This window comes from Picosynechococcus sp. PCC 73109 (assembly GCF_001521855.1).
GTDB lineage: Bacteria > Cyanobacteriota > Cyanobacteriia > Cyanobacteriales > MRBY01 > MRBY01.
Window position 1 is genome coordinate 87,860 of sequence record NZ_CP013998.1, and the last position, 23,805, is coordinate 111,664.

Below are 23,805 nucleotides of genomic sequence, written 5' to 3' on the forward strand. Positions count from 1 at the left end.
CCCTTCTCCCTGTGTGAAAATATGACCTGCGAAAATCTTGTCCCGTATTCTGTCTTTACCAGTGAAATTAAAAAGCTAAAGGGCGAAATCACCCAGCTAAAAAAAACCAAGCTTGACCAATCAGAAAAGAGCAAAATCCTTGATCTGCTTAAATCTTGGGTCTTGGGAGAAGCAATGTCTTCTATTGCCCTTGGAGTTGTTGCTACGTCCCCATTCAAGGCGGCAGTAGGGACGGCGGTTAAAGGGGGTGTTGCTGGTCTTGCAGCAACGGTCGCAGGGCTTGAGAGGATTTACAAAAAAGTTTCCCCTTGGGCGAAATATAGCCCCACTTCATTTTTTTCCAGAGGAGAGGGGGAAGCCGTTAAGCGTGGCCTACAGGTCACAACGGGACTAGCCAGCAAAGCAGATCGGCGGGCTATAAACGCAGGTGCAGAAGCTGGGAGAGCTTGGGCCGCGACTAGAGATCAGCGGAGGCTTTACCAGCAGTTAAGCAATGGATTGACCGATGTCAGCAAAAGGGCATCAGATGCCGTCACCTATTCACGGAATAAGTTTTTTCAGCTACAAAAGTCAAACCAGGTCTTAAAGTCAAGGCTTAACGGGTTGCTTGGGAAATTTGGTGGCCTACTGCGTCGGATCGCCCCATTTCTGAGATTCCTAGATATCCTAATCACTGGTATTAGCGTTTACCAACTCATTCAACTTACCCGCCGCATGAGCAACGCAGAACGCGCAATTTTAGCCTTACAAGCAGGGCTTGGAATTGCCGGAGCGCGGGCCCTTAGAGCATTAAGCAGGATTGACCAACTAGAAGCCATGAACAATCGCAACGCCGCCAGCATTAAGGGTCTGATCCGGTCAGAGCATCGACAGACGCGAAGCTCAATCAATGGGAACGTAAACAGCGAACACCGCACCACAAGGGCGAGCATTAGCGGCGTAAATGCCACGGTCAGGAATCAACACAACAGCACCCGAAGCCACGTCACCTATGAGCATCGAGTCACCCGTACCGGAGTCAGTGCCGTTAACACTCAGGTCAGAAATCAACATAGCAGCACCCGAAGCCACGTCACCTATGAGCATCGCATTACTAGAAACGCGATTTTTGCCATTCCCGCACGGATTGGGCAGTCCTACCAGAACATCTCAAAAGAGGTGGTGGACTGGAACAAAAGGAATTTATTACCCAAGCTCAATGGCATTCAGAGCAAGCTAGATCAGACCTACAACAAACTGGTAGACCGATTTAATAAGCTCTGGGATTACATGAAAATGGATCGGATTCTCAATGTAATCAACACCGCCGCCAGCGTCCATAATGCCGCGATGCTTTCCCGCAATTTAGCCGCCAGCTTGCTCGATACCATTGGGGAAACCCTGGGGATTATTGGCCTAAAAGACCCCGACGGACAACCCTACAACCTAAACGCAATCCTAGGGCGTTCTGCTCAGGATCTAATCGTGGGGATGATTGGGCAGCAAGCTTTTAATAACCTGTCTGAAGATTGGCGCAATTGGAACCGGATCATTAGCGCGGGTGCTGGGGTGGTGATGTCCCTCAGAAATATCCAATGGGCGATCGCCGAGGGAGTGGAGAACCTAAATACCTGGGTGGCCCGCATTGGTAACGGCCTCGAAGACGATGGCGTAGTTACCGATAATAAATGGCCTTGGATGCGGGAAAACGTGGGCATTACCAAAATCAGCGGGTTAAGCAAAATCACCGACACCCTAGAGAGCGCCGAGGAAATTACCGAAAACATTTACGCCACGGTAGCCAGCGGGCAAGAGATCGCCGCTGAGGTGGCCCAGTTAAGGCAGGCAAAAGCCAACTTTGACCAGACCCTCCAGACCGACACCGACACCCAAGCCACCGAGCAGCAAACCAAGGAAACCGAAAGCGAAAGCCCTACCCCTAGCGTGGAAGATTTAGCAGAATTTGAACCGGAGCCGGAGGAATAACCATGGCTGTATCTGATGAGTGGAGCTTTACCCGGTCATTTTTGCGCCGTACCCACAATAGGGAGGTAAATGAATATTTCCGGGATATCGACCCTGATTTCATTGGCGATAACACCACGGGCCGGAATGCCACCAAGCGGGCCTGTTTGATTCTCCCTAACGAGTCCCAAAACCGCGCCCTCCTAAAAATTCTCACCTTTCGCTACGTCGTCCAGCAGGTGCATCTAAAGCCCGCCGTGTTCGGCCTCCCTGTGACAACGTTTCAAGAGCAGGTGCGATATCTGCCCCAAATCATCATTCACTATCGGGAAAGAAACGATATTGCCCGGGCAAATAACCGCTATCCCCTGCGGGCAAGGTACGCGGTCCGCTATCGGGGCGATGTTACCAGCGCGGCAGATATTGCCCTGTTGGAAAACCGCATTTTCCAGATTTTCGACACACCGACTCACTATTTTGATAAAGGCCGTTTTAAGTTCAGCTACCGAGATCCAGAAAAAGGATATTCCCTGGTAGTCGCGGCGGCAGGTGAGGCCGATGCCAAGGACGTGATTAATAAACTGCTGGATCTGAACTTTGATACTCCAGATTGGGACAATCTCACCAAGTCTGAGTACACCGAACCATTGCCCCTGCTCGAAGGGACGGTGCGCGTAGGGGGTGAGCTGCACCGTATCCCGAAAAAGCGACCATCGGGGCGGGTTTATTTCCAGACAGCAGAGTTATCGGTCTGGGGAATGCCGAAAAACAAGATCCTTTATACCAATGGCAGCCCCCGGCAGAATGCCACATTTTTCTAGGGCGTTTGGGTGGGTTCTGGAATTTAGCTGCGAGAGGCGAACCCTTAAGGTTTGCCAGTCGCCTACAACAGATTTTTTTAACCCCACTATGGGGGCGTAGTTTTTTGAATTTGTTCTATGGCAAGCCTTGAGAAGAAATGGCACGTCGTCCAGTTGGATGGTGAGAACGCCAAAATTTGGCTCCCTGACGTTTATGACGGCATCGGTTCAGCGGTTGGGATTACGGAAATTACGCCGGAACAGGCAGCAGACATTACAAACAGCATGGGCGTTTCTGAGGGGCTGAAAGATGGTCAGCTTGTGCGCCTGCGTTTGACGGTGCGGGATGCGACTACTGGTCGGTCTAAATCGGCGCGGGTTTTGTGCTCGGTAACTGAGGTAAGAACCGCGATCAGTCGGCTCCCTGGTTTGACCTACCGAGGAAACGCCGTGCGGTCTGCTGGGGTTCCCCGTCGCCGCCGCTTGGGTTAGGGATTGTTTCGGGATTTATCTTTTATAGGAGTTTTGTTCTAATGGCACGTTTTGTAAAACATAAAGTAACGGTTTCTGGGGTTCTTCCTGCCGAACCGTATGATTTCTTTTTCCTTGCCCCTGAAGGGAGCTACACCGGGCTAGCCACGGAGACGGGCGTTGATGCAACTTTGACTGATGCTGAGGTGAATATGCCTACCTGCAAGGTTGAAGAACTGGTCAAGTCTGGCAAGGTTAAACGCAAGTATCTGCGGGTGAGAACCCCTGGCGGGCGTACCCGGTACATCAAAATTCTGCACTCTGACCAAAAAGATACGTTTGATGCTGACATCATCGGCAAAACGGTACAGGGCCGAGAGGTTGAGGCCGTTGTCACCCGTCAGTCTGCCTCCTTTGCGTAGTGCTTAGACTTCCGGCGACTGAGGGGAATTTTCAGGTGATCGGGGTGGTGAACAGCCCCCCGGATCAATTTGGCTATGAGGCCCAAATTCCCCTCAGTTTTGCGGCGGATCTAATTATTGCGTCGGTGATTAATCAGCAGGAAAAGCCCTGGGTTCGGGGTGGTCGGGTGTTCCAAGCCTGGGACAGGGGCGATATTTTCGTTTTCTCCCGGAATAACTGGATTAACCTCGATACCCCGACTTTGATCGAAGTAGAACCCGTGGCCCAAAGCTTGATTAGGTACGAGCCGCCGGGATGGTTAGGGCCATATACCCTCGTGGTGGAGGCCCGCCCCTACCTGAACCCGTTCACTTATTACACATAAATCATGGATTTCGGCATATTGATTACGGTGGCGATCGCCTCTGGTTCGACGGTGGCGGCGTTGTTTCAGCAGATAGGGGCAATGGAGCGGCGGTTAGATAAGAGGCTCGACAAAATCGAATTGGCGATCGCCTCCCAAATGCCGGGATTAGAAGGCCGGATCGTGCGCCTCGAAAACAATCAGAACCAAGAAGCTCGGTCAGTGCGGGCGATGGTTTCCCAGTTGGAAAAATTCGCCGCTGCGGTGGCTCGGCCTGTCCCGGTCAGCCTTGAGGAGTCGTAACCATGGGTCAAGTGGTGGTCTGGGGCAATGGCGATACAGTGACGGGGCGGTTTAAGGTTCCCGCCGGGAAAACTGCGGTCAGTGCTGAGGCTATCCCTCAATCTGGGGGGATTAGGGTTGATTGGGGTGGTGGCGATGTTGTTACTTTGCCTGGTCAAACGTGGAGTTTTGATAGGGAAATTCAAACAAAAATTGTCGCTAACTATTCTCCCGGGACTTGCCCTAGTTGGTTTCGTCGCCCTAGTGGGGGGGCAGGGAATTGCTGTCTTACAATCTCTAGATCAGGGGTCTCGTTAAGCTCTAGCGTTTTTCGGAATTCTCCCCCTCACCCTGTTATTTTTGCTACAGGCTTTGAGGAATCTGCCTGCACGCCCCAGATTCCTGGCTCAAATAATAGATATTATGTTTCTGGCTCGTCGACTCAAGGGCCATTTAGTTATCTTTTTACCTGGTCAGGGACGTCTTGTAATCCTGTTTTTAATCTGGTTTCTTTAACCGAAACTGTCGCAAACAGTACGGTTACAACGAATACAGGGCAATCTTCTTCTAGAGCAGGAGACAAAACACCGACTGTCTCATTGTTGACTGCTGGCTGTTTCCTCACAATCACTTATACAGACGGCAGTCAAGCAATAAATTTAAGCGATTGCCCCGGTTTTATTCGCGTTGAAGATGACAGCCAATGCCCGCCGGGGTCTTGCACTTGTGATCACCCGCGCTTTCGGTGCTGCATTGGCAGTAATGGGCAAGTCATTAAAAAAATTAGATTGTGAATTAGGAGCTAAATCATCATGTTTCCAACGACAGCGACAAAGCTTACAGAGCTAAATTCTGAGCAGATTGGGGGATTACAGAAAGCCCTTAATCTAGCGGGCTATACCCTCACAATTGATGGGATATTAGGCCCGGAAACGAAACAGACATTTTCTCAGTTCAAGAAAGACCAAAAGTTAACCCGTCCCTCGGAGATGGGGCCAACAACTTTAGACGCTCTGGTAGAGGCGATCGCCGAAAATTTGCGAACGCCAACAGACCCGACAAAATCACCCGCCAAAGTAGATCTATCACTGATCAAAAAGTGGGAAGGGTTACGCCTTGGGGCTTATCTATGCCCGGCCGGGGTCTGGACGATTGGTTATGGCTGCACATACTTAGCCAATGGAGCGCGGGTTAAAAAAGGCGATCGCCTAAATTCCAAGGCAGAAGCCGAACAACTTTTAGATCAGGTGTTTACCCGTGATTTTCTGCCGAAGCTGCAAAAAATCCCCCATTGGCAACAGATGAGCGGTGGTCAGCAAGCGGCCTTGGCTTCTTTCGCTTGGAACCTTGGCGCTCACTTCTATGGGAACGGAAATTTTAATTCCATCACGCGGGCCTTACGCGATAAGGATTGGTCAGGTGTTCCCCGTGCCTTGAGACTGTATAACCGCGCGGGAAACAAGGTGCTTAAAGGTTTACAGGCCCGCCGCGAAGATGAGGTGAGAAGCTGGAATGCCCGATAAATTGCTGGAAATTGCTCACGGTGACGGGAAAACCGATCTCTATGATTGGATTTACTTTCTACAGGCGATCGCCCCTGTAGCAATCAGCGGTGTTTGTATCTGGGCCTTGATATGGGGTGATGTTTCGCGGGAAGTAGCCAGCGATATTAAATTCCTATTGGGCGGGTCTACCATTGCCACCACGCAGGTGTTGAAGCGCAAACCATAGCGGAACGGATAGGGGATACTACAAAATGTTAATTCTGCAGCGCTTCTCCACGGCGGATCTGTACTAGTACCCCATTCTGATGGAAACCAGGTCAGTCCATGGCCCCGATTAAGAACCCTTTTGGTTTGCGGAACGAAATCGCCCTTCTATGAAATCTCGCTTTTGGAGATGTTTCGTGTTTCTTCCTGTCACCCGCTTGCGCCACATCTTAAAACTAGAGCGTTTCATATAGCGCCGCATGATTTGAATCACTTCCTTTTCCTGAAGTCCAAATTGCAACTCAATGGCCTCAAAGGTGGTGCGGTCTTCCCAGGCCATCTCGATCACCCGGTCAATGATGGTCTCATCTAGCGCCTCAAAATCCATCGTTACCTTTAACGTTCTATCTAAATCAGTTTCACGCTGTACTGTAGCGCAAATCTTTAGTTTGGTAATTCGAGGGGAATTTGTCCCAAAATGCCCTTACGAAATTCATTGAGCAACGTGACTGCACTACGCTCTCTGTCTCCTTGGAAACGATGGTCTCCGAGGGCAATGACATAATCTTCGCCAGACATATCGAGGGGATCGAGGTCATAGCGTTCGGTAAGATGTTGCTCTAAATTCAGTTTCACGAGCAAATCCACCATTGCCGCCGCAACCAGTTGGTTGTCATAGGAGGCTGCGCCAATGTCCTCGCAAATGGCCAGTTTCACGGCATTATATTGATCGTCGAGTTTCCAGGGAATCACTCCCGGGGCATCAAGCATTTCAATTTGATCGGAAATTCTTACCCAGCGCAATTGTTTCGTCACCCCAGCTTTACGGGCACTTTCTACGACTTTTTTACCAACTAAACGGTTAATCAGGGCTGATTTCCCGACATTGGGTAAACCCATGACTACTGCCCTTACGGGGCGGGGCCGCATCCCCCGGGAAATACGGCGATCATTCATCGCTTTTCCAGCTAATTGGGCGGCTTTAATCACGCCTTTAACCCCTGTCCCTTTTTTGGCATCAGTAAAGACGGGCTGAATTTTTTGGGCTTGGTACCAGTCGCGCCATTGACTGAGGGTTTCGCTGGGGATCATATCCCGCCGATTGACCACGACGACCCGAGGTTTTTCACCAATCCATTCATCGACTTGGGGGTGATGGGATGCGAAGGGGATGCGGGCATCGAGGACTTCTAACACCACATCAACGCGGTTGAGCTGTTCTTTGAGTTGGCGTTCGGCCTTGGCAATGTGGCCGGGATACCATTGGATCGGTTGGGGCATGGGAACGAAGTCAAAACGGTGTTTTTTATCATACTGCCTTGGGTTGGGTCGAAAATTGCTTAGGGGTAAATTGGCAGTGCTTTTGGCGACCCACCACAAAAAAGACCACAGCGATAGAACACTGTGATCCGGATGGGAGTATGAAAAAGTTAAGGCTGAATGTCTGTTCGGCGAGAACTCTTAGAATTGGGGGCCAAGACCAACTTTAGGGGCATAAACTGCGCGATCGCCAAGTTCATCCTCGATGCGGAGTAAGCGATTGTATTTTGCTACCCGTTCACTGCGGCAGAGGGAACCGGTTTTGATTTGGCCGGCACGGGTTGCCACCGCCAGATCAGCGATGGTGGTATCTTCCGTTTCCCCAGAGCGGTGACTAATCACGGACTGATATCCATTGCGGGTCGCCAGATCGATGGTTTCGAGGGTTTCGGTGAGGGTACCGATTTGGTTGAGCTTGATAAGTACCGCATTCCCTGCTTTTTTCTCAATGCCCTGTTGGAGTCGCACCTTGTTGGTGACAAACAAGTCATCTCCAACCAGTTGTACCCTGTGGCCGATGCGCGCGGTCAAAATTGTCCAGCTATCCCAATCATCTTCATGGAGGCCATCCTCAATGGAAACAATCGGGTACTTTTCGACCATCGCCGTCAGGTAGTCGATAAATTCTGCCGGACTGTGGGCTGTACCATCGTAGGTGTACTGACCATCGGCGTAAAATTCACTGGCGGCAATGTCGAGGGCGAGGGCCACCTGCGTACCGGGTTCGTAGCCCGCCGCTTTGATCGAATCCACGAGAATTTCGAGGGCTTCTTCGTTAGAGCCTAGGTTAGGGGCAAATCCTCCCTCATCACCGACACCCGTTAATAAACCTTTGCTGTCAAGTACCTTGCTCAGGGCAGTAAAAACTTCCGCTCCCCAACGGAGTGCTTCCTTAAAGGAACTGGCCCCCACCGGCACGATCATAAATTCTTGGAAATCAACGTTATTAGCTGCGTGGGCACCGCCATTGATCACGTTCATCAAGGGCACGGGGAGGACATTAGCCAAAGGGCCACCGAGATAACGATAGAGGGGCAGGGCGAGTTCCGCTGCTGCCGCTTTTGCCGCCGCGAGGGATACCGCCAAAATGGCATTGGCCCCTAGATTAGATTTGTTGTCAGAGCCATCCCGGGCAATCATGGCGTAATCAACTGTCGTTTGGTCAAGGGCATCTTTACCGATCAGTTCCGGGGCAATTTTTTCTTTCGCATTGCGCACGGCCTTTAGTACCCCATTGCCGCCATAACGGGCTTTGTCTCCGTCCCGCAGTTCATGGGCTTCAAAACTACCGGTAGAGGCTCCACTGGGCACTTGGGCGAGACCTACTGCACCGCTTTCTAAACGAACTTCTGCCTCGACGGTGGGGCGACCTCTGGAATCTAAAATTTCTCTAGCATCTATTGCTTCGATGATTGCTTCGGATTTGTCCAGCATTTGGGATTACTCACTGACCATTGATATTCAGGTATAAACATACCCTGTTCTGGTGGATTTGTTGCTTTTTTTAGGGGGGATTTTGGGAACAATCGTCCGTTGTCAAGGTTCAGGGATATATCTTGATATTTTCTTTAGGTTTGTGGCGATCGCCAACGGGAAGATAGCCAGGGAGTTGAAGGGTAGGGTTTTTTCAAGATACACTGAGGGCGTTGTCACACCGCCAAACCGACTTCGAGTCACATCAAGCCGCCACCGCGATCGCCACATTTTTTTTGCAGCTTTTTGAATCAATGGAAGACTCAAGGAAATGGCTAAGAAGCGACTGGGGTTGTAAGTGCCTGGAACGCGGTACAGGATTTTAGGAGGCGAATAGAGTCATGGCAAATAGTCGACGGGTATCAAAAGTGTCTTCGCTAATCAAGCGGGAAGTGAGTTTGATGCTCATGCAAGATATTAAAGATGACCGAGTTGGGGCGGGCATGGTGAGCATTACTGAAGTGGAAGTGTCTGGGGACTTGCAGCATGCCAAGATTTTTGTGAGCATCTATGGCTCCGAGGAAGCCCGGGCTGAAACGATGGAAGGACTGCGGGCCAGCCAAGGGTTTGTGCGTCGTACCCTAGGTCAACGGATTCGTCTGCGGCGATCGCCAGAGGTTTTATTCATCGAAGACCGTTCCCTTGAAGAGGGAGACCGGATGATCCATCTCATTAACCAACTAGAAATTAAGGATCCAGAGGAACTAGAAGCCCAAGAATCCGAGGAAATGGTGTAGCGCCCTTGGTGATGGCTCCCCTCCCCCCGGTTGAATCCTTGTCTCTCCGCCAGGCGATTGCCCAGATGATCGTCGTGCGGGGGGCTGGCTATCTATTTGACTACGAACGCCCCTACCCCCAGTGGGAAGCTGATCAAACGACCCTACAACGCTGGATCGAGGCGGGGATCGGTGGCGTAATCCTTTTGGGGGGAAGTGCCGCCGAGGTAGCCCAGAAAACCAAGCAATTGCAGAGTTGGGCCGAAATTCCCCTCCTGATTGCCGCAGATATCGAAGAAGGGGTCGGCCAACGGTTTAGCGGTGCGACGGAATTCCCGCCTCCCATGGCTTTCGGTGAGATTTGGCGCACAGATCCCCACCAGGCGATCGCCCTTGCAGAAACCATGGGCGCAACTACGGCCCAGGAAGCTCTCAGCCTTGGTATCAATTGGGTTTTGGCCCCGGTGCTGGATGTGAATAACAATCCCCACAACCCGGTGATCAACATCCGTGCCTTCGGGGAAACGCCGGATCAAGTTAGTGCCTTGGGTACTGCGTTTATCCGGGGGGCGCAACAATACGCTGTTTTAACGACGGCGAAACATTTCCCTGGCCATGGGGACACGGCAACTGATTCCCACCTCGCGCTCCCCACCATTTCCCACGATGACACGCGCTTAAATACCGTCGAACTGCCTCCCTTTAAGGCCGCCATCCAAGGGGGCGTAGATGCAGTGATGAGTGCTCATCTGATGATCCCCGCTTGGGATCAACAATATCCAGCGACCCTTTCGCCAGCAATTCTTACGGGCCAACTACGGCACAAGCTAGGATTTGAAGGGTTAATTGTCACCGATGCGTTGGTCATGGGGGGAGTAACCCAGTTTGCGGCTCCTGATACCGTTGCGGTCCAAGCGATCGCCGCTGGGGCCGATATTCTCCTGATGCCTCCCGATGTGGATGGAGCGATTATTGCCATCGAAACGGCGATCAAAACAGGTCAACTTTCAGAAAGTCGCATCTATGAATCCGTAGAACGAATTTGGCAGGCCAAGCAAAAAATCCTTACGGCAACACCATCAATTTTTCCCCAGGGGATCAGCGGGGATCGCCCGGAAACGAGAAAAACCGTTGCCATGGTGCTGGAAAGAGCGACTAAACATCAAAAATCCCCCGTAAAAATATCAAGTTTTCCTGACAATTTTGCGCGCAACTTAATTGTGGTGGATTCAGTTTTAAAAAGCCCTTTTTTGCGTCCCAATTGTCCGGCGATCGCCATTCCCCAACGCCACGGTTATGCCGCTGAAATTGTCGAATTAAAAACGCTCCCTCGCCTGCAGTTAGAAGCGATCCCTACCCTTATCCAGTGTTTTCTTCGGGGTAATCCGTTTACGGAAAAACTGGCAGATCCCATTGATGTTCTCCAAAAAATTGCCGCCCAAATACCGTTACAGGGCGTTATCTTTTACGGCAGTCCCTACTTCCTCGAAGCTTTACAAACGACTTTGCCAGAAATTCCCTGGTGGTTTAGCTATGGTCAAATGGCGATCGCCCAAGCCGAAATCTGTATATCTCTCTGGGAAGAAGCGCCCCAAGCGGATCCCAGCGCCGCCGAATTCATTTAAAAAGTTCGTCGGACGTTGGACAACGGATAATCAAACCTTAATGATCTTTGATTACATTACTTAAAGTTTCGCTAAAAACGTTATTGATAAGTATTGAAATATACAGCGTTTTCTGTATAGCAATGCCTTGCATAATCCAATAGAATAGGCATGGAACAAACATCAGCCACCCAAGAGGTAAATCCTATGACCACCACGACAATGCCTCCGGCGTCTCCTACCCCAAAACATTTTTCTATTGAAATGCTCAAGGACGAAGCCCGTCAGTTGGTCGAATCAGGAACAGTAGACTGCTGCCAACCCATTTATGTCCTCTGTCAGTTCATTCCAGCCCGGGAATGGGTTTGTGTAGAATGCGAACTCGAACGCAATGGTTTTCTTCTCCGGGATCAAATTGCCGATCTAAATCCAGCCCAATGCTGGTCTGATGACTAAATAAATTCACTGTTGTCGGTATCTAGGTGCACTGCCCAACGCCGACCATTTCCTTGGATGACTTTCCATGACTCAATCTGTCTTTGCATTGCGATCGCCTTTCTTTTTTTCATTGGGACAAATTCGCGATGAAGTAAAACAATTAGTCGAACAAAATCGCATCAGTCGTCAACAGCCCCTCTATAGCCTTTGTGAATATATCCCTCCCCGCGAGTGGCACTGCATCGAAGTCGAGCTAGAACGCTGTGGCTTTCTTCTCCGGGACTGCATCGGGGATTTGTTAGGGGCAGAGCGATGGGAGAACGATTAAACGATTAATTGCTCTCGTTATTCTTGCTCTAGGGAATAGACAAAAAATAGGGCAGCAACTTTAACTGCCCCAAGCGGTTGGACTCACATAAGATTTACCGACAGATCCGCACTCGATGCCTAGTTTGGTTCGTTTGCTTGTTTGTCCTGACGGAGCGCCGCAAGCTCGCTTTTGAGGGTGACAATTTGATCTGTTAGGTTCTTTAGTTCGTTTTGCAGATCGCTATCTTTTACTTCCGTTGCCGTGGTCACGATTTCTTGGGTACCGGGTTCCCTGGCGGCTTTGTCTTGCTGGAAGATTTTTTCGAGGAATTTACGGGCTTCTTGCTCGGTCATTTCACCTTTTTCTGACCATTCTTCGGCGCGATTTTGAAGCTCTGTGCGAAATTCAGAAATTGTCACTTCCCGTTTGGTGGGATCTTGGATCGTTTCGACTAAGGTAGCAGCGGCCCCAACGGTGACATGGAAGCCCTTTTGAAACAGTTCAAAGAAGTTTGTGGATGTACTCATGGCAACAGTTTTCTCGCTTGAGGGATTGAGATGGGACTAGAAAATTGCATTATTTATGTTTAGCCTAGCGCACCGCCACAAAAATCGCTGTTATCTTTCACACTAATCGGCCTGGGCCAGATAATTCTCTAAATCTTCGATTAAACGGGGTAATTCTGCTTCGCTGGTGAGCCGAATCCGATCATCCCGGAGGGTAATCAATACCTTGGCGGCGAAGGGACTGGGGTAAATATTCGGATTGCAAAAAATCTCTAAAAAAATGTCCCCGGTGTACTGATAATTCATGGATTCTTGGGGCTGGGGACGGCCTTTGGGGTTACTATTGCCGGCGATCGCCTTCATGCTGTGCATCAGTTGATCGATTTCTGCTTTGAGGGTTTGGGCGGCAGTGCTAGTGAACCGAAAGGTGACAGAACCTTGTAATAAATTGAGAGTAAGGGGCGTTGACATTCTGTTAGTTTAAACTCAAAAAAATAACGATGGTTTCATCATAGGAATTCCTGGGGCGATCGCCAATTTTTTGTGATCTTTTATTGAGCAATGTCGCTGAATGCTAATTTAATTGATTTTGCCGGAGGGCTGTGCCACATCGCTTACAAAATTGAGCATCTTGATCGTGGAAAGCCAAGCCACATTTAACGCAATCGATTTCCTGTTGATTTGCACTTTTGAGAAACTGGCGCACTAAATCCCCTAACTGCCAAGGAATCACCGCAATCCCCGTGAGAATCATCGTTAAAGTTACGACTTTGCCAATGTCTGAAATGGGCGTTTTATCGCCGAAACCCACCGTGGTCATTGTCACCACGGCAAAATATAAAGCATCTAAAAAATTGCCAAAAACAGCGGGGTTAATGTCATGTTCAACTTGATAAATTAGGCCAGAATAAACAAAGATAATTGTAAATAAGGTCAGGAGAATTCGGCTAAGAATAATGCTGTCTTCGGCCTTGATCTTGAAAATCGAGATTTCTAGGCGAAAAAATCGGATCAAGCGTAGTAATCGAAACCAGCGGAACAGGCGCACAAAACGAATGTCGAGGAAGCCGAAAAATAACGGGGCGATCGCCAACAGATCAAGGTAGGAAAAAAAGCTAAAAATAAACTTCCGAGGTTCAGCGGCGCCCACACAGCGACAGCAATATTCCACGGCAAATAAAATCAAAATGCCTGTATCTAAATAATCCAAATATTGTGCCCAAACCGTTGGCAAAGGATAGGTTTGCGCCACAAAAATCCCCGACGAAATGAAAATCAGTCCACACAAAGCCAAATTGAGAAGGCGGCCTGTGCCACTGTCAAAATCATCGAGGTAACGGCCTAGTCTTAATCGCCAAGGCAATTGGCTTTCCATCGGAATTTCTTTCCTAGGCGGGAGTATGGCCTGCTTCGGTAATAATGTTTTTTAAGGCCGTTTCAGAAAGCGTTGTCTGAATCGAAACTACTTTACTAGGAATATCGACGGCAACTTGGGCCTTTTGATCATGATTTTGGATGGCTTTTGTAATGGTTTGACCGCAGACTTCACAGGCGATTGTCGGCACAGTAATTGTAAATTCCATAAAAATACTCCGATATCAATTCAGTTAATTTGCCAGTCTTGCTGCATCTTTAAATCCAGCGTTAATTGCTTCTTGTTCACTACAAAACCATTGTTCTCCTTCATTTTCAAAAATATCCACCTCTTCATAGTCTCGATAACCAGGTTTATGATAAAGCTTTTCTCCGCTAGGATGAGAAATATTGCCTTTAATCACACAGTTATATCTTTCAGAGAATCTGAGTATAGCTAATAATCCAGAAAAAACAATAAGCAAAATTCCTGCTTTTGGTAGAAGAGCTACAATATTAAGTGGAAATTTCTGGCTCGTTATTTGTGTTGTATTTTTTCTAAAAAGTTTTGATTTAGTCTGAATTTGCTTTACATAGCTCGCGTTGATTGCTTTAAGTTTCCCTTGAGTTTCAAGCTTTACATTAAAATACAATATGTTTCCCACTTTAGGTGATCGTCGTGCATCTTGGATTTCACTTATGTGTAGAAAGACATCTTTTTCAAGAGAATCACTTCTAAGAAATCCAAAGCCTTTATCTTCTTTCCATTTAATGATTCGACCCTTATAACGATTATTGTTCATTTAAACTTTAACTAAATTTATATCATTCTAAAATTTTTGCCCATGTTTGAGCACCAACAATGCCATCTCCATCTAATTTCAATGCAGTTTGGGCCGCAATGACAGCGATGCGAGTATTCGGGCCAAAAATACCATCGATACGGCCTGTGTAATAGCCCAATGCTTGCAGGCGAGTTTGCAAAAGTTTCACCGAATCCCCTTCCATGCCTTCCTTTAACAGGGGCAGTGTATCTGGATCTGTGCTGGTGGCCGTTTGATTTGTGCTGGAGCTGGGAGCTGCCTCGGCATCAGTTGCTTCCTGGGCTGGGGTTGCGGGGGTTTCGTTCTGGGCTGTTGTTGGGCTACTGGCTGTTGGAGTTGGGGCTTGTTCCTCAGCAACGGGTAAATTCGCCGCCGAAATCGGAAATAATGTCTCCCAAGTGGTGCGATCCATGACGCCAGTCTGGGGGATTTGGGCCGCCTTTTGAAATTGGTAGACTGCGATCACCGTCGCTTCGTCATAGGTACCCGTGGTTTCGCCGCTGTAGTAGCCTAGCAACCGGAGGGTGGTTTGTAGCTCCTGAACTACAGTCCCCGTACTGCCAATGCGCAATTCTGGTCGGGGAGATTGGGCGCTGACTAGAGGGCTAAGGCCGAGGCTACTTGCTAAAATCAGAGCCGTCGATAGACCTAAATTTAAAACGGTTTGACGCGCAGACATGACGATTTTCTTCATGATGTTTAGGGGGCGATCGCCTTTTACGATAGCTGAAGATCTTCGATCAGGGAAAGGGCCGTTTGGGAGCCCACCACCGACACATAGGGATGGTGAAAATGACGTTGGGCCGCCTGGTGGGTTTCCGTCGTTGTGATCTTTTCGACGTGGTGCTGGAAAGCTTGATCAAAGTCGATGCCGAGACCAATGCTCTCATACCAGCCAAAAATTTGTGCCAATTCAGCATTGGTCTGTTTCCCCAGGGCGTACTGGCCGAGGAGTTTATTCTTCGCAATTTGCAAATCCGCTTCCGACAGGGGAGCCGTCACCAGCCGTTGGATTTCTTGGTGTAATCCATTCAAGGCGATCGCCGTATTTTGGGGGGCTGTACCGATATAGGTAATAAATTGGGATTGACTCAAGCGCGTGGGAAAAAACGCCGACACGTCATAGGCAAGCCCTTGTTTTTCTCGCAACTCCACAAATAGCCGACTCGATAAACCATTGCCCAGATAGGTGCTGAGGAGTTTCAGTGCAAAAAAATCATCATCGGCCACCGTTCCCGTCAGATAACCCAAGATAATGATCGCCTGTTGACTTTCTTTTTCCTTTGTCCAAACCCCTCCCTGGGGCTGTAGGGGCGCAATTTCTAAGCTTGGTAGCGGCGTTGTCGGGTTTTGCCAATCCCCCAAGGTTTGTTCCACGATTGCTTCTGCCTGTTCGAGGGTCAGCCGACCGGAGAGGCTAATCACCAAATTGTCTGGCCGGAAATGGGTTTGGTGGGCCTGTTGTAAATCTGCAGCCGTAAATCGCGCCACCGTTTCTGCCGTCCCTAAAATAGATTGGCCGTAGGGATGCTGGGGATACATCTGGCTCCGGAGGAGGTCATAGGCCACATTAAAGGGCTGCTCCATTTGGGAACGGATATTTTGTAGGGTAATTTTGCGCTCTAGCTCCACCTCTTCGGGGGGAAAAGTCGGTTCCCGGAGGATTTCTGCTGCTAGCTTAAAAATAGTGTAGAAATCTTTTGTGACTGTCTTGAGACTCAGGGCCACATAATCGTTGGACGCACTCGCGCCGAGACTCGCGCCGATAGATTCGATTTGTTCGGCAATTTCAACGGCACTGTAACGGCTTGTTCCCTTCGTAATCACTGCTGCCAAGAGATGAAATAGCCCCGCTTGGTCGAGGGATTCCCACCGTCCGCCCGCCTGGGGAAAAAATAAGCGCGCTGCCACCAAGTCTGCCACAGGATTTTCCGTCACAATTAGGGTAATGCCATTTTTGAGGACGGTGCGGTGGGTCATTTGGGGAGACGTGGGGCTAGCAACCATGGGCAGATGAAACTTTCCGAAAAAGAACGCTGGCGTTTCACTTTAGCAAATTCCTGGGGTGAGGAACGCTGCAAGGTACGCTATTTGAGAAAAGCGATAAAAATATTTACTGACTGTGTTTCATCCTGACGCGATTCAAGGGGCCTTAAGCGATCTTCTTGCCTGTGAAACGACACTTCCCATCGAAGTTTTCCCGGAGCTTGACTCGACCAACGCGCTCCTGTGGCAACGGTATCAAGCACAATGCATGATGCCTAGGGTGGCGATCGCCTTAACCCAGACAGCGGGGCGGGGCCAGTGGGGACGCACCTGGATTTCCGCACCAGGGGGATTATATTTGTCGGTCTTGTTGCCCATAAAATTAGACCCTCAATTCGCCTATGGCTTAACCCTGGCCAGCGTTTGGGGCATTGTCGAAATGTTGCAAGCGCAAGGGCTTCCCGCACAAATTAAATGGCCCAATGATCTTCTTTTACAGAGCAAGAAACTAGGTGGCATTAAAACCGAAACAAAAGTCTCCCAGGGGAAAATTAGCGCCGCAGTAGTCGGGGTCGGCATTAACTACCAAAATCCGGTTCCCCCGACGGGCATTAACCTCGAACAATTCTGGCAAGGGGAGCTAAAAATTAAAGGCGATCGCCTTGCTGCGTTGGTTATTGCCGGAATTCTAGAGGGGACGCAAAAACTAGCTCGAAATTCAATTGAACATATATTGCCGGGCTATTTAAAACATCTCAAAAACCTAGGCGAAATAATCACCTACGAAGGCCATCAAGGAATCATTACCGGGGTCAATCAAAAGGGCGAACTACTGGTTAAACTTAGCGCTCCTGGTGCCAGTAGCATTGTAAAAATTCCCCCTGGTCAAATTTCCCTCGGCTATTTGTAGAGAATCTCGTTTTAAATTTGACTTTCCCAATAGAGCTTGCCACACTGCAAATCGTTGTCTCAGAACAAATACTCAAGAATATGTCAACCTATCTCGTTACTGGCGCAAACCGGGGCATTGGCCTGGAATATTGCCGTCAACTCAACGCCCAAGGCGATCGCGTGATTGCTGTTTGTCGGACGCCTTCTGAGGAACTGCTGCAACTGGGTGTAACGGTAAAAGCGGACGTGGATCTGACGAATCCCGATGCCGTCAAACAGCTTGCCCAAGATCTCCAGGGGGAAACCATTGATGTCTTGATTAACAACGCCGGGACTTTAGAACGGGTCGATTTGGATCAACTAGATGTTGACAGTATTCGCCGTCAATTTGAAGTCAATGCGATCGCCCCGCTGCGTTTCACCCAAGCCCTTTTAGCGAATCTTAAATCTGGTTCAAAAATTATCCTGATGACCAGTCGCATGGGTTCCATCGATGACAATACCTCCGGCGGTTCCTATGGCTATCGGATGTCAAAAGTCGCCCTTTCCATGGCCGGAAAATCCCTGTCGATCGATCTCAAACCCAGGGGAATTGCGGTGGGTATTGTGCACCCAGGCCTCGTGAAAACCCGCATGATTAATTTCCGGGAAGATGGCATTAGCCCCACGGTGGCAGTCGAAGGGTTACTGGCCCGCATTGAAGCACTAAATCTCGATAATACAGGCACGTTTTGGCACGCCAATGGGGAGATTTTGCCCTGGTAAGTGGTGCGTCATTTTTTCTAACTGTAGAGGCTGGCGACGTATTCCCCGTAGCCATTGTAGGGTAGGGTTTCCTTCATTTCCCAGCTAAATTCTGGGGTATTGCCAATAAATTTTTCGGTGGCCTGAGACCAGCGGGGATGGGGCACATTTGGCTCGACGTTGGCTTCAAATTTGTACTCGTGGCCGTCAATGGTGTTCCAGTAGGTGGCAGGTTGTTCCGCGAGAAATTCAATTTTAACGATAGATTTTGCCCCCTTAAAGCCGTATTTCCAGGGAATGACCATCCGCAGAGGCGCACCATGCTGTTTCGGCAAATCGTGGCCATAGATTCCTAGGGCAAAGAAAGCGAGTTCGTTATTCATTTCTTCGATGCGCAGTCCCTCGGTATAGGGCCAGGGCAAATTCCCCAAGTGGAAACTGGGGCCATAGATAACATTTTCGTCGTAATAGCTGGTGAAGCGGACAAATTTTGCTTGGGTCTTGGGTTCGACGGCTTTGATTAATTCGCGCATGGGGAAGCCAATCCAGGGCAGCACCATCGACCAGGCTTCGACGCAGCGGAAGCGGTAGATGCGTTCTTCGAGGGGAAATTTTGTTTTCAGGTCGTCGATGTCATAGGTTTGGGGGTTGTTCACGAGGCCGCCCACTTCTACTTGCCAGGGCTTAGTGGGGAGATTTTGGGCGTTTTGCCAGATGCCTTTGGTGCCGCCAAATTCGTAGAAATTATTGTACTGACCCGCAAAGAGTTCTTTGGTGATGGGGCGATCGCCAATTTTCCGGAAGTTGGGATTTTTAATCGCGTCTAGTTTGGGCAAATCTAAAGTTTCACGGAGGGCGCTGTACTGCTGATCCTGGGACTGACAACTCGCTAAACCAATGCCGACCCCAGCCCCAAGGAGAGTTTTGATAAATTTGCGGCGGTTCCAATAGACGCTTTCGGTGGTGACGAGATTTTCGGAAAGGGTATAGCTGGGGGGGACTTTAAACAGCACCATGGCGGGTTTTGCAGAGGACGAGTAGGGTTATACGTTTTAAAAATCTAACGCATTTTGCCAAGGGTCTCCGGCCCCAACTTCGTTAACATCCCTTTACAATTTGAAAAGATATGTCATGTATTCAAGCAATTGTTAGGGAAATTTAGGTGAAGGTTTTTTTGCAGCTCCAGTCGGAAATGCGCTGGAATTTGGGCTTGTTATTTTTAGCGGCCCTGGGATTTTGGTTGAGTATGACCAGTTTATTGCCGGTGCTCCCGGCCTATATCCAAGATTTGGGGGCAACGGATCAGCAGGTGGGCTTTGTGATGGGTTGCTTTGCCATCGGTCTGCTTTTGGCCCGCACTCGCCTCGGTAAAATGGTCGATGAGCAGGGTCGCAAACGGGTAATTCTCATTGGTGCTGTGGTGGTGGCGATCGCCCCGTGGGGATATATCTTTTTAAATTCGATTCCCCAGATGATGGTGTGGCGAGCCTTCCATGGAATTAGTATCGCCGCTTTTACGACGGGTTACAGTGCTCTAGTAGTGGATTTGGCCCCAGAACGAAACCGGGGTGAGGTGATCAGTTACATGAGTTTGGCGATTCCGGTGGGGATGTCCATTGGGCCAGTTTTGGGGGGTTATCTCCTGGGCGTCGTCGATTACCCGTGGATCTTTGCGGTGTCTGGTCTGTGTGGGGTGGGGGCTTTGCTCCTGGCTAGTCAAACTAAAGAATCTAATCCCCAGGCGATCGCCGTTGCTAAAAATCTCCTGACGCCCAACCAAGGGGAAACCAACCGCGATTACCCGGAACTGTTTCGCCATAAGGGACTCTACATTCCCTCCTTGATTATGCTCTGTATTGGCTTGGTATTCGGCGTGTTAGTGACGTTTCTCCCCCTGTACATTCGGGAACTGGGCTTAAATTTCAATACCGGACTGTTCTATGGGGCGGCAGCCATTTCCAGTTTTAGCAGTCGTATCCTCGTGGGTCGGGCGTCGGATACCTTGGGGCGGGGTTTGTTTATTAGCGGCAGTCTGCTCTGTTACGCCGCAACGATGCTGATCCTCACCAATGCCAGCGGGACGAATTGGTTTGTCCTGGCAGGGGCAGTGGAAGGTTTGGGGGCGGGTACGCTGGTGCCGATGATGATTGCCCTGATGTCGGATCGTTCCTCCAGTGCGGAACGGGGAAAGGTTTATTCTATTTGTATTGGCGGCTTTGATGTGGGGATCGCCCTGGCGGGTTTATTGCTTGGCACCGTGACCCAGACCGTCGGTTATCAAGGAATTTTTGCGATCGCCGCTGGGTTGGCTCTGTTTTCTTTCTTTATTTTTCTCACCCAAGGAAATGCCAAAATTGGTACATCCCTCAAATTTGCCTTGGGACGCACAGGCGATCGCTATGCCCAAAAATTTTAAAATCGGCTAATTATTCGCACAGTTCAAGATGAAACATCCCGAACCTCTTTCCCTACCTCCCCTCGCCCCCTACGAAGACCGTTTGCTCCATGCCCTTGCTTTTTTTCGGACAGGCCGGGCCGTGGAAACCCAAGCTCACCACTGCCTATCTATGTACCTGCGCCAGGGGGAAGCGCGTGTGATGGGAGAAGTGGGCTTCTATGCCAAATTGCTCAAGATCAGTCCCGATGAATTATTGGAATTGATCTATTGCAATCCAAGCCAAGCCCAAACGCTGTTAGCCGAATTTGGGGCGATCGCCCCCGTCGCAGAAGAAAATCATTCGGCATAATGGAAGAAAACCATTCCGTTGCGATGCATCGATGAGCGCACCCCAAGGGCCCGACACCTATCAAGTTGAAGATATCCAAGCCATTCTCCAATTGGCGATCGCCCGCCGGGATACCGATGGCGAACTGACCCGCAGCCAACTCGAAGAAATTGCTGCTGACCTGGGCATTCCCCAAACCGACCTCGTCGCTGCCGAACAGACTTGGCTCGACCTCAAGGTTGAAACCAGCAAAAAGCAAGAATTCAATTTATATCGCCGTCAACGCCTCAAAAACCGCGTGATTCGCTTTGGTATCGTCAACAGCTTCCTCGTTGGCTTAGATACCCTTGATACCGGACATCCCTCCTGGTCTCTCTATGTGCTGCTGCTGTGGGGGCTGTTTTTTACCCTACGCAGTTGGCGACTGTGGCAAACCAGCGGCACTGATTACGAAACAGAATTTCAGAAATGGGACCGCAAAATGCAACTCAAAGAATCTGTCCAAACCCTCTGGCAAAAAACCCAGGAATTCCTTAAGGGCATTTCTTAGCGCCACATTTAATCCAGTCATTTTTGCTAACCCAAGCCCATGACCCAGATCCCTAAACCCATCGCGACTGAATTAGAGGATTTTTTACGTCAGAAAAATATCGAAGCTTCCCCTGCTTGGGAATTTCTGTTTGGGTCTGCAAAACAAAAGCCGATGCCGTCTCTGTTCCACTCCCGTCTCCAGCGCAATTTGGTAAATGCCATTAACCAGCAGACTACCCAGTATGAAGCGATTCAGGAGTTGCGTTGTCTTGTGCCGCCCCTGTCGCCTGTGCCGGATATTGTGGTCGCCAAAACAGAGAGATTAACAGAAGATGGCCCATTACAGGGAGCACCGGACTGGCTAATTGAAATTCGCTCCCTCGACCAGAGCACCCTCGATCTCCAAAACAAAATTCTGCATTGTTTGGGGCAAGGAACAGAATTGGCTTGGTTAATTGATATTCAGCGGGAACGGGTTTGGGTTTGGGAACAGGATGAGCTACCCATTATTTATGCTGGCGATAACGTTTTACCGACTCTAGGGGAAATCAAAAATCTGACGGTTGCAACAGTGATCGCCATGACCCAGCAGCGTTAAACCTGAATTTTCCCGTTAATTGTCGAGCCTCGTAATCCACTCTCTAAAGGATGACCGTGCCCTGTTGGTCAATGTCTAACACATGGGCGATCGCCTTTACACCAATCCCTTCCCAAGCGGTTTGCATCGCCGTTGCGACTTTGGGGGCATTTTCTGGTGTAGCAAGCGCTAATAACGTCGGGCCAGCGCCACTGATTACCATGCCATAGGCCCCAGCGGCGATCGCAGCTTGTTGCACTAGGTCATAGCCTTTAATCAGGTTTTTTCGGTAGGGCTGATGAATTTGATCATCCAAAGCCACTGTTAAATATTCAGGATTATTTTGGGCTAACCCGTGGGGCAACAAACCCAACCGCGACGCATTGAAAATCGCCTGGGCACGGGCGTACTGTTGGGGCAAAACGGCGCGAGCTTCTTCCGTGGACAGCTCAAAATCAGGGATCGCCACCACAGGCACCACATTTTTATGCCAAACCCAAGGGCAAATTACCCAATCCTGCTGATGTTTCACCGACAGTTGACAGCCCCCCAGTAGGGCAGGCACCACATTATCGGGGTGGCCCTCCATTTCGATGGCGAGGTTCATAATTTCTTGCTGGCTCAGAGGAGATCCGGCCAGGGCATTGGCCCCCACTAAGCCGCCCACAATTGCCGTCGCGGAACTGCCCAACCCACGGGACAAAGGCACTTTGAGATCAATGGCAATATTTACATGGGGGACTGGCTGGCCGAGGCTTGCAAACACTTTCGCAAAGGCACGGTAGAGCAGATTGTCGGCTGTGGCTTCGAGCTTCTGGGTTTCCACATCCGCACCGACGAGTTCGAGGCTGAAAAATGGCTCCCTTTCCCCCGCAAGGCGAAATTGGAACTGGTTATGGAGACTAAGGGCAGCGCCTAAGCAGTCAAACCCAGCGCCAATATTGGCAGTGGTAGCAGGGACTTGGACGTGGATAGAGGTCATAAACTTTTTCAAAAAAACAAATCAAAGGCTAATGTCGGCCTTCAGCAAAATGACTTGATCGGCTGGAACGGCGATCGCCCCGAGGCCATTTTGATTGAGACGATTTAACAATTCGGTGATCCGGGCAGAATCTGCGGTGTGGGCCGCCAGCAGATAACCGCGTCCCCCGTAGGCGACCAAGCCAATATTTTGCCCCATTAAACGCTGCAACTGATTGGCGATCGCCAAATTCCCGCCGTATTCTACCAGCACCCCAAATCCCCCCCGGAGTCCTTGGGGTCGGAAATTAGTCGGTCCTTGGGTTGCGGGGGGAGGCGTCGATTTTGTTTCTGCCTGGGGCTGGGCCGGGGGCAAAGCAACGTTACGGGTTGGTGTCTCGGTCGTTTCGACCACCAGATCGGGGGCGATCGCCGTTGTCATGGGGGGAATAGTCGGCGCTTGGCTGGTTTCTAGGGCCAAATCACTATCTACTGGGGTGATCACCATCAAGGGCAAACCCACCGCTTCCCCAAAATATTCAGCCCACTGGGTTGCGTTTTCGAGGCTCGTAAAGCCCCCGACCCGACTGAGAACATTGCCATCGTATTCACAAACCACCGCCTGTTGGTTTTCCGGGAGGGTTTGACTCACTTGATTACGCACTTCCGCCTGGAGGGGTTGAGACGGGGTAAATACCAATACCAAAAACTCTGCGCCCTGGGGCGGCTGACATTGGGATAAACCCCGCTGGGCAACACTGGGGGGGACAAAGGCGATCGCCGCGATACTGCCGATATAAGCAGCACGCCCAAGCCTAATCAACGGTTGCCAGAAATTGCCCATCATAAGTTCACACGCCAGAAAGAATAGGGG

At 50.0% G+C, this 23,805-nt stretch carries 32 protein-coding genes; 18 read left to right on the top strand and 14 right to left on the bottom strand.

What is annotated here, in order from left to right; all coding sequences use genetic code 11:
* The first annotated feature begins 174 nt into the window (after positions 1–174).
* From AWQ23_RS16280 to AWQ23_RS00485, 8 genes are all read left to right on the top strand, one after another.
* Positions 175–1,965, top strand: coding sequence for a hypothetical protein (locus tag AWQ23_RS16280; RefSeq protein WP_157072167.1), 1,791 nt, complete (start codon positions 175–177; stop codon positions 1,963–1,965).
* A 2-nt stretch (positions 1,966–1,967) separates the two neighbouring features.
* The gene (locus AWQ23_RS00450; protein WP_062431642.1) at positions 1,968–2,765 is read left to right on the top strand and encodes a hypothetical protein; all 798 of its coding nucleotides are present in this window, start codon (positions 1,968–1,970) and stop codon (positions 2,763–2,765) included.
* Between the two features lie 117 nt (positions 2,766–2,882).
* A complete protein-coding gene (locus AWQ23_RS00455; protein ID WP_157072168.1) occupies positions 2,883–3,236 on the top strand; it encodes a hypothetical protein in 354 nt (117 codons plus the stop codon).
* Between the two features lie 41 nt (positions 3,237–3,277).
* Positions 3,278–3,637, top strand: coding sequence for a hypothetical protein (locus tag AWQ23_RS00460; RefSeq protein WP_062431646.1), 360 nt, complete (start codon positions 3,278–3,280; stop codon positions 3,635–3,637).
* Positions 3,637–4,002 (top strand): hypothetical protein, encoded by a 366-nt coding sequence (locus AWQ23_RS00465; protein ID WP_198158673.1) that lies wholly within the window; start codon positions 3,637–3,639, stop codon positions 4,000–4,002. Before AWQ23_RS00460 ends, AWQ23_RS00465 begins: the two co-directional genes overlap by 1 nt.
* A gap of 3 nt (positions 4,003–4,005) precedes the next feature.
* Positions 4,006–4,284, top strand: a complete 279-nt coding sequence (locus AWQ23_RS00470; protein ID WP_062431650.1) for a hypothetical protein — start codon at positions 4,006–4,008, stop codon at positions 4,282–4,284.
* Between the two features lie 791 nt (positions 4,285–5,075).
* Positions 5,076–5,786, top strand: a complete 711-nt coding sequence (locus AWQ23_RS00480) for a lysozyme (protein ID WP_062431654.1) — start codon at positions 5,076–5,078, stop codon at positions 5,784–5,786.
* Positions 5,776–5,994, top strand: coding sequence for a hypothetical protein (locus AWQ23_RS00485; RefSeq protein WP_062431656.1), 219 nt, complete (start codon positions 5,776–5,778; stop codon positions 5,992–5,994). The genes AWQ23_RS00480 and AWQ23_RS00485 overlap by 11 nt, the downstream gene beginning before the upstream one ends.
* A 108-nt stretch (positions 5,995–6,102) precedes the next feature.
* Here the strand turns inward: AWQ23_RS00485 and AWQ23_RS00490 are convergent, their stop codons facing one another.
* The 4 genes from AWQ23_RS00490 to AWQ23_RS16110 form a co-directional block, all read right to left on the bottom strand.
* Positions 6,103–6,360 carry a TIGR03643 family protein gene (locus tag AWQ23_RS00490; RefSeq protein ID WP_062431657.1) on the bottom strand — a complete coding sequence of 86 codons (258 nt, stop codon included), beginning with the start codon at positions 6,358–6,360 and terminating at the stop codon, positions 6,103–6,105.
* Positions 6,361–6,416: 56 nt separating this feature from the next.
* Complete coding sequence (gene ylqF, locus AWQ23_RS00495) at positions 6,417–7,253, bottom strand: ribosome biogenesis GTPase YlqF (protein ID WP_062431659.1); 837 nt, start codon at positions 7,251–7,253, stop codon at positions 6,417–6,419.
* A gap of 180 nt (positions 7,254–7,433) precedes the next feature.
* Positions 7,434–8,726, bottom strand: coding sequence for a phosphopyruvate hydratase (gene eno / locus AWQ23_RS00500; RefSeq protein ID WP_012305714.1), 1,293 nt, complete (start codon positions 8,724–8,726; stop codon positions 7,434–7,436).
* A 102-nt stretch (positions 8,727–8,828) separates the two neighbouring features.
* Positions 8,829–9,032, bottom strand: coding sequence for a hypothetical protein (locus tag AWQ23_RS16110; RefSeq protein WP_198158674.1), 204 nt, complete (start codon positions 9,030–9,032; stop codon positions 8,829–8,831).
* Positions 9,033–9,106: 74 nt separating this feature from the next.
* Here AWQ23_RS16110 and rbfA point away from each other — a divergent pair, with 74 nt between their 5' ends.
* The 4 genes from rbfA to AWQ23_RS00520 all read left to right on the top strand — a co-directional run bounded on the left by rbfA (position 9,107) and on the right by AWQ23_RS00520 (position 11,851).
* Positions 9,107–9,502 (top strand): 30S ribosome-binding factor RbfA, encoded by a 396-nt coding sequence (gene rbfA / locus AWQ23_RS00505; protein WP_012305715.1) that lies wholly within the window; start codon positions 9,107–9,109, stop codon positions 9,500–9,502.
* Positions 9,503–9,513: 11 nt separating this feature from the next.
* Positions 9,514–11,106 carry a glycoside hydrolase family 3 N-terminal domain-containing protein gene (locus tag AWQ23_RS00510; RefSeq protein ID WP_062431661.1) on the top strand — a complete coding sequence of 531 codons (1,593 nt, stop codon included), beginning with the start codon at positions 9,514–9,516 and terminating at the stop codon, positions 11,104–11,106.
* 186 nt (positions 11,107–11,292) lie between these two features.
* Positions 11,293–11,541, top strand: coding sequence for a DUF4327 family protein (locus AWQ23_RS00515; RefSeq protein WP_012305717.1), 249 nt, complete (start codon positions 11,293–11,295; stop codon positions 11,539–11,541).
* A 67-nt stretch (positions 11,542–11,608) separates the two neighbouring features.
* Entirely contained in the window at positions 11,609–11,851 is a 243-nt protein-coding gene (locus AWQ23_RS00520; RefSeq protein ID WP_012305718.1) for a DUF4327 family protein, read from the top strand.
* Positions 11,852–11,970: 119 nt separating this feature from the next.
* Here the strand turns inward: AWQ23_RS00520 and AWQ23_RS00525 are convergent, their stop codons facing one another.
* The 7 genes from AWQ23_RS00525 to AWQ23_RS00555 form a co-directional block, all read right to left on the bottom strand.
* On the bottom strand, positions 11,971–12,360 hold the full coding sequence (locus AWQ23_RS00525) for a hypothetical protein (protein ID WP_062431663.1): 390 nt from the start codon (positions 12,358–12,360) through the stop codon (positions 11,971–11,973).
* Between the two features lie 102 nt (positions 12,361–12,462).
* Complete coding sequence (locus AWQ23_RS00530; protein ID WP_030006765.1) at positions 12,463–12,810, bottom strand: hypothetical protein; 348 nt, start codon at positions 12,808–12,810, stop codon at positions 12,463–12,465.
* Between the two features lie 103 nt (positions 12,811–12,913).
* Positions 12,914–13,714, bottom strand: a complete 801-nt coding sequence (locus tag AWQ23_RS00535; protein ID WP_062431665.1) for an ion transporter — start codon at positions 13,712–13,714, stop codon at positions 12,914–12,916.
* Positions 13,715–13,727: 13 nt separating this feature from the next.
* Positions 13,728–13,922: a heavy-metal-associated domain-containing protein gene (locus AWQ23_RS00540; RefSeq protein WP_012305721.1), complete on the bottom strand. Its 195-nt coding sequence runs from the start codon at positions 13,920–13,922 to the stop codon at positions 13,728–13,730.
* 24 nt (positions 13,923–13,946) lie between these two features.
* Positions 13,947–14,495 (bottom strand): cold shock domain-containing protein, encoded by a 549-nt coding sequence (locus tag AWQ23_RS00545; RefSeq protein ID WP_062431667.1) that lies wholly within the window; start codon positions 14,493–14,495, stop codon positions 13,947–13,949.
* A 22-nt stretch (positions 14,496–14,517) separates the two neighbouring features.
* Positions 14,518–15,195, bottom strand: coding sequence for a peptidoglycan-binding protein (locus AWQ23_RS00550; RefSeq protein ID WP_232308929.1), 678 nt, complete (start codon positions 15,193–15,195; stop codon positions 14,518–14,520).
* A gap of 38 nt (positions 15,196–15,233) precedes the next feature.
* Positions 15,234–16,523, bottom strand: a complete 1,290-nt coding sequence (locus AWQ23_RS00555) for a pitrilysin family protein (protein WP_062431671.1) — start codon at positions 16,521–16,523, stop codon at positions 15,234–15,236.
* Between the two features lie 115 nt (positions 16,524–16,638).
* Here AWQ23_RS00555 and AWQ23_RS00560 point away from each other — a divergent pair, with 115 nt between their 5' ends.
* Positions 16,639–17,412, top strand: a complete 774-nt coding sequence (locus tag AWQ23_RS00560) for a biotin--[acetyl-CoA-carboxylase] ligase (protein WP_062431673.1) — start codon at positions 16,639–16,641, stop codon at positions 17,410–17,412.
* Positions 17,413–17,492: 80 nt separating this feature from the next.
* Positions 17,493–18,158: an SDR family oxidoreductase gene (locus AWQ23_RS00565; protein ID WP_062431675.1), complete on the top strand. Its 666-nt coding sequence runs from the start codon at positions 17,493–17,495 to the stop codon at positions 18,156–18,158.
* Between the two features lie 17 nt (positions 18,159–18,175).
* Here the strand turns inward: AWQ23_RS00565 and msrP are convergent, their stop codons facing one another.
* Entirely contained in the window at positions 18,176–19,153 is a 978-nt protein-coding gene (gene msrP / locus AWQ23_RS00570) for a protein-methionine-sulfoxide reductase catalytic subunit MsrP (RefSeq protein ID WP_062431677.1), read from the bottom strand.
* A gap of 146 nt (positions 19,154–19,299) precedes the next feature.
* On the opposite strand from msrP, the gene AWQ23_RS00575 reads away from it, so the two are divergent.
* From AWQ23_RS00575 to AWQ23_RS00590, 4 genes are read left to right on the top strand one after another with little or no spacing between them, the layout of a single operon-like run.
* Positions 19,300–20,553 (top strand): MFS transporter, encoded by a 1,254-nt coding sequence (locus AWQ23_RS00575; RefSeq protein ID WP_071884886.1) that lies wholly within the window; start codon positions 19,300–19,302, stop codon positions 20,551–20,553.
* A gap of 28 nt (positions 20,554–20,581) precedes the next feature.
* Positions 20,582–20,884, top strand: a complete 303-nt coding sequence (locus AWQ23_RS00580; RefSeq protein ID WP_030006757.1) for a hypothetical protein — start codon at positions 20,582–20,584, stop codon at positions 20,882–20,884.
* A gap of 31 nt (positions 20,885–20,915) precedes the next feature.
* Complete coding sequence (locus tag AWQ23_RS00585; RefSeq protein ID WP_062431679.1) at positions 20,916–21,413, top strand: 2TM domain-containing protein; 498 nt, start codon at positions 20,916–20,918, stop codon at positions 21,411–21,413.
* Between the two features lie 39 nt (positions 21,414–21,452).
* Positions 21,453–21,992: a Uma2 family endonuclease gene (locus AWQ23_RS00590; RefSeq protein WP_157072170.1), complete on the top strand. Its 540-nt coding sequence runs from the start codon at positions 21,453–21,455 to the stop codon at positions 21,990–21,992.
* 43 nt (positions 21,993–22,035) lie between these two features.
* On the opposite strand, the gene thrB is transcribed toward AWQ23_RS00590, so the two are convergent.
* Complete coding sequence (gene thrB / locus AWQ23_RS00595; RefSeq protein WP_062431681.1) at positions 22,036–22,953, bottom strand: homoserine kinase; 918 nt, start codon at positions 22,951–22,953, stop codon at positions 22,036–22,038.
* Positions 22,954–22,974: 21 nt separating this feature from the next.
* On the bottom strand, positions 22,975–23,778 hold the full coding sequence (locus AWQ23_RS00600) for a hypothetical protein (RefSeq protein WP_157072171.1): 804 nt from the start codon (positions 23,776–23,778) through the stop codon (positions 22,975–22,977).
* Between the last annotated feature and the right edge of the window lie 27 nt (positions 23,779–23,805).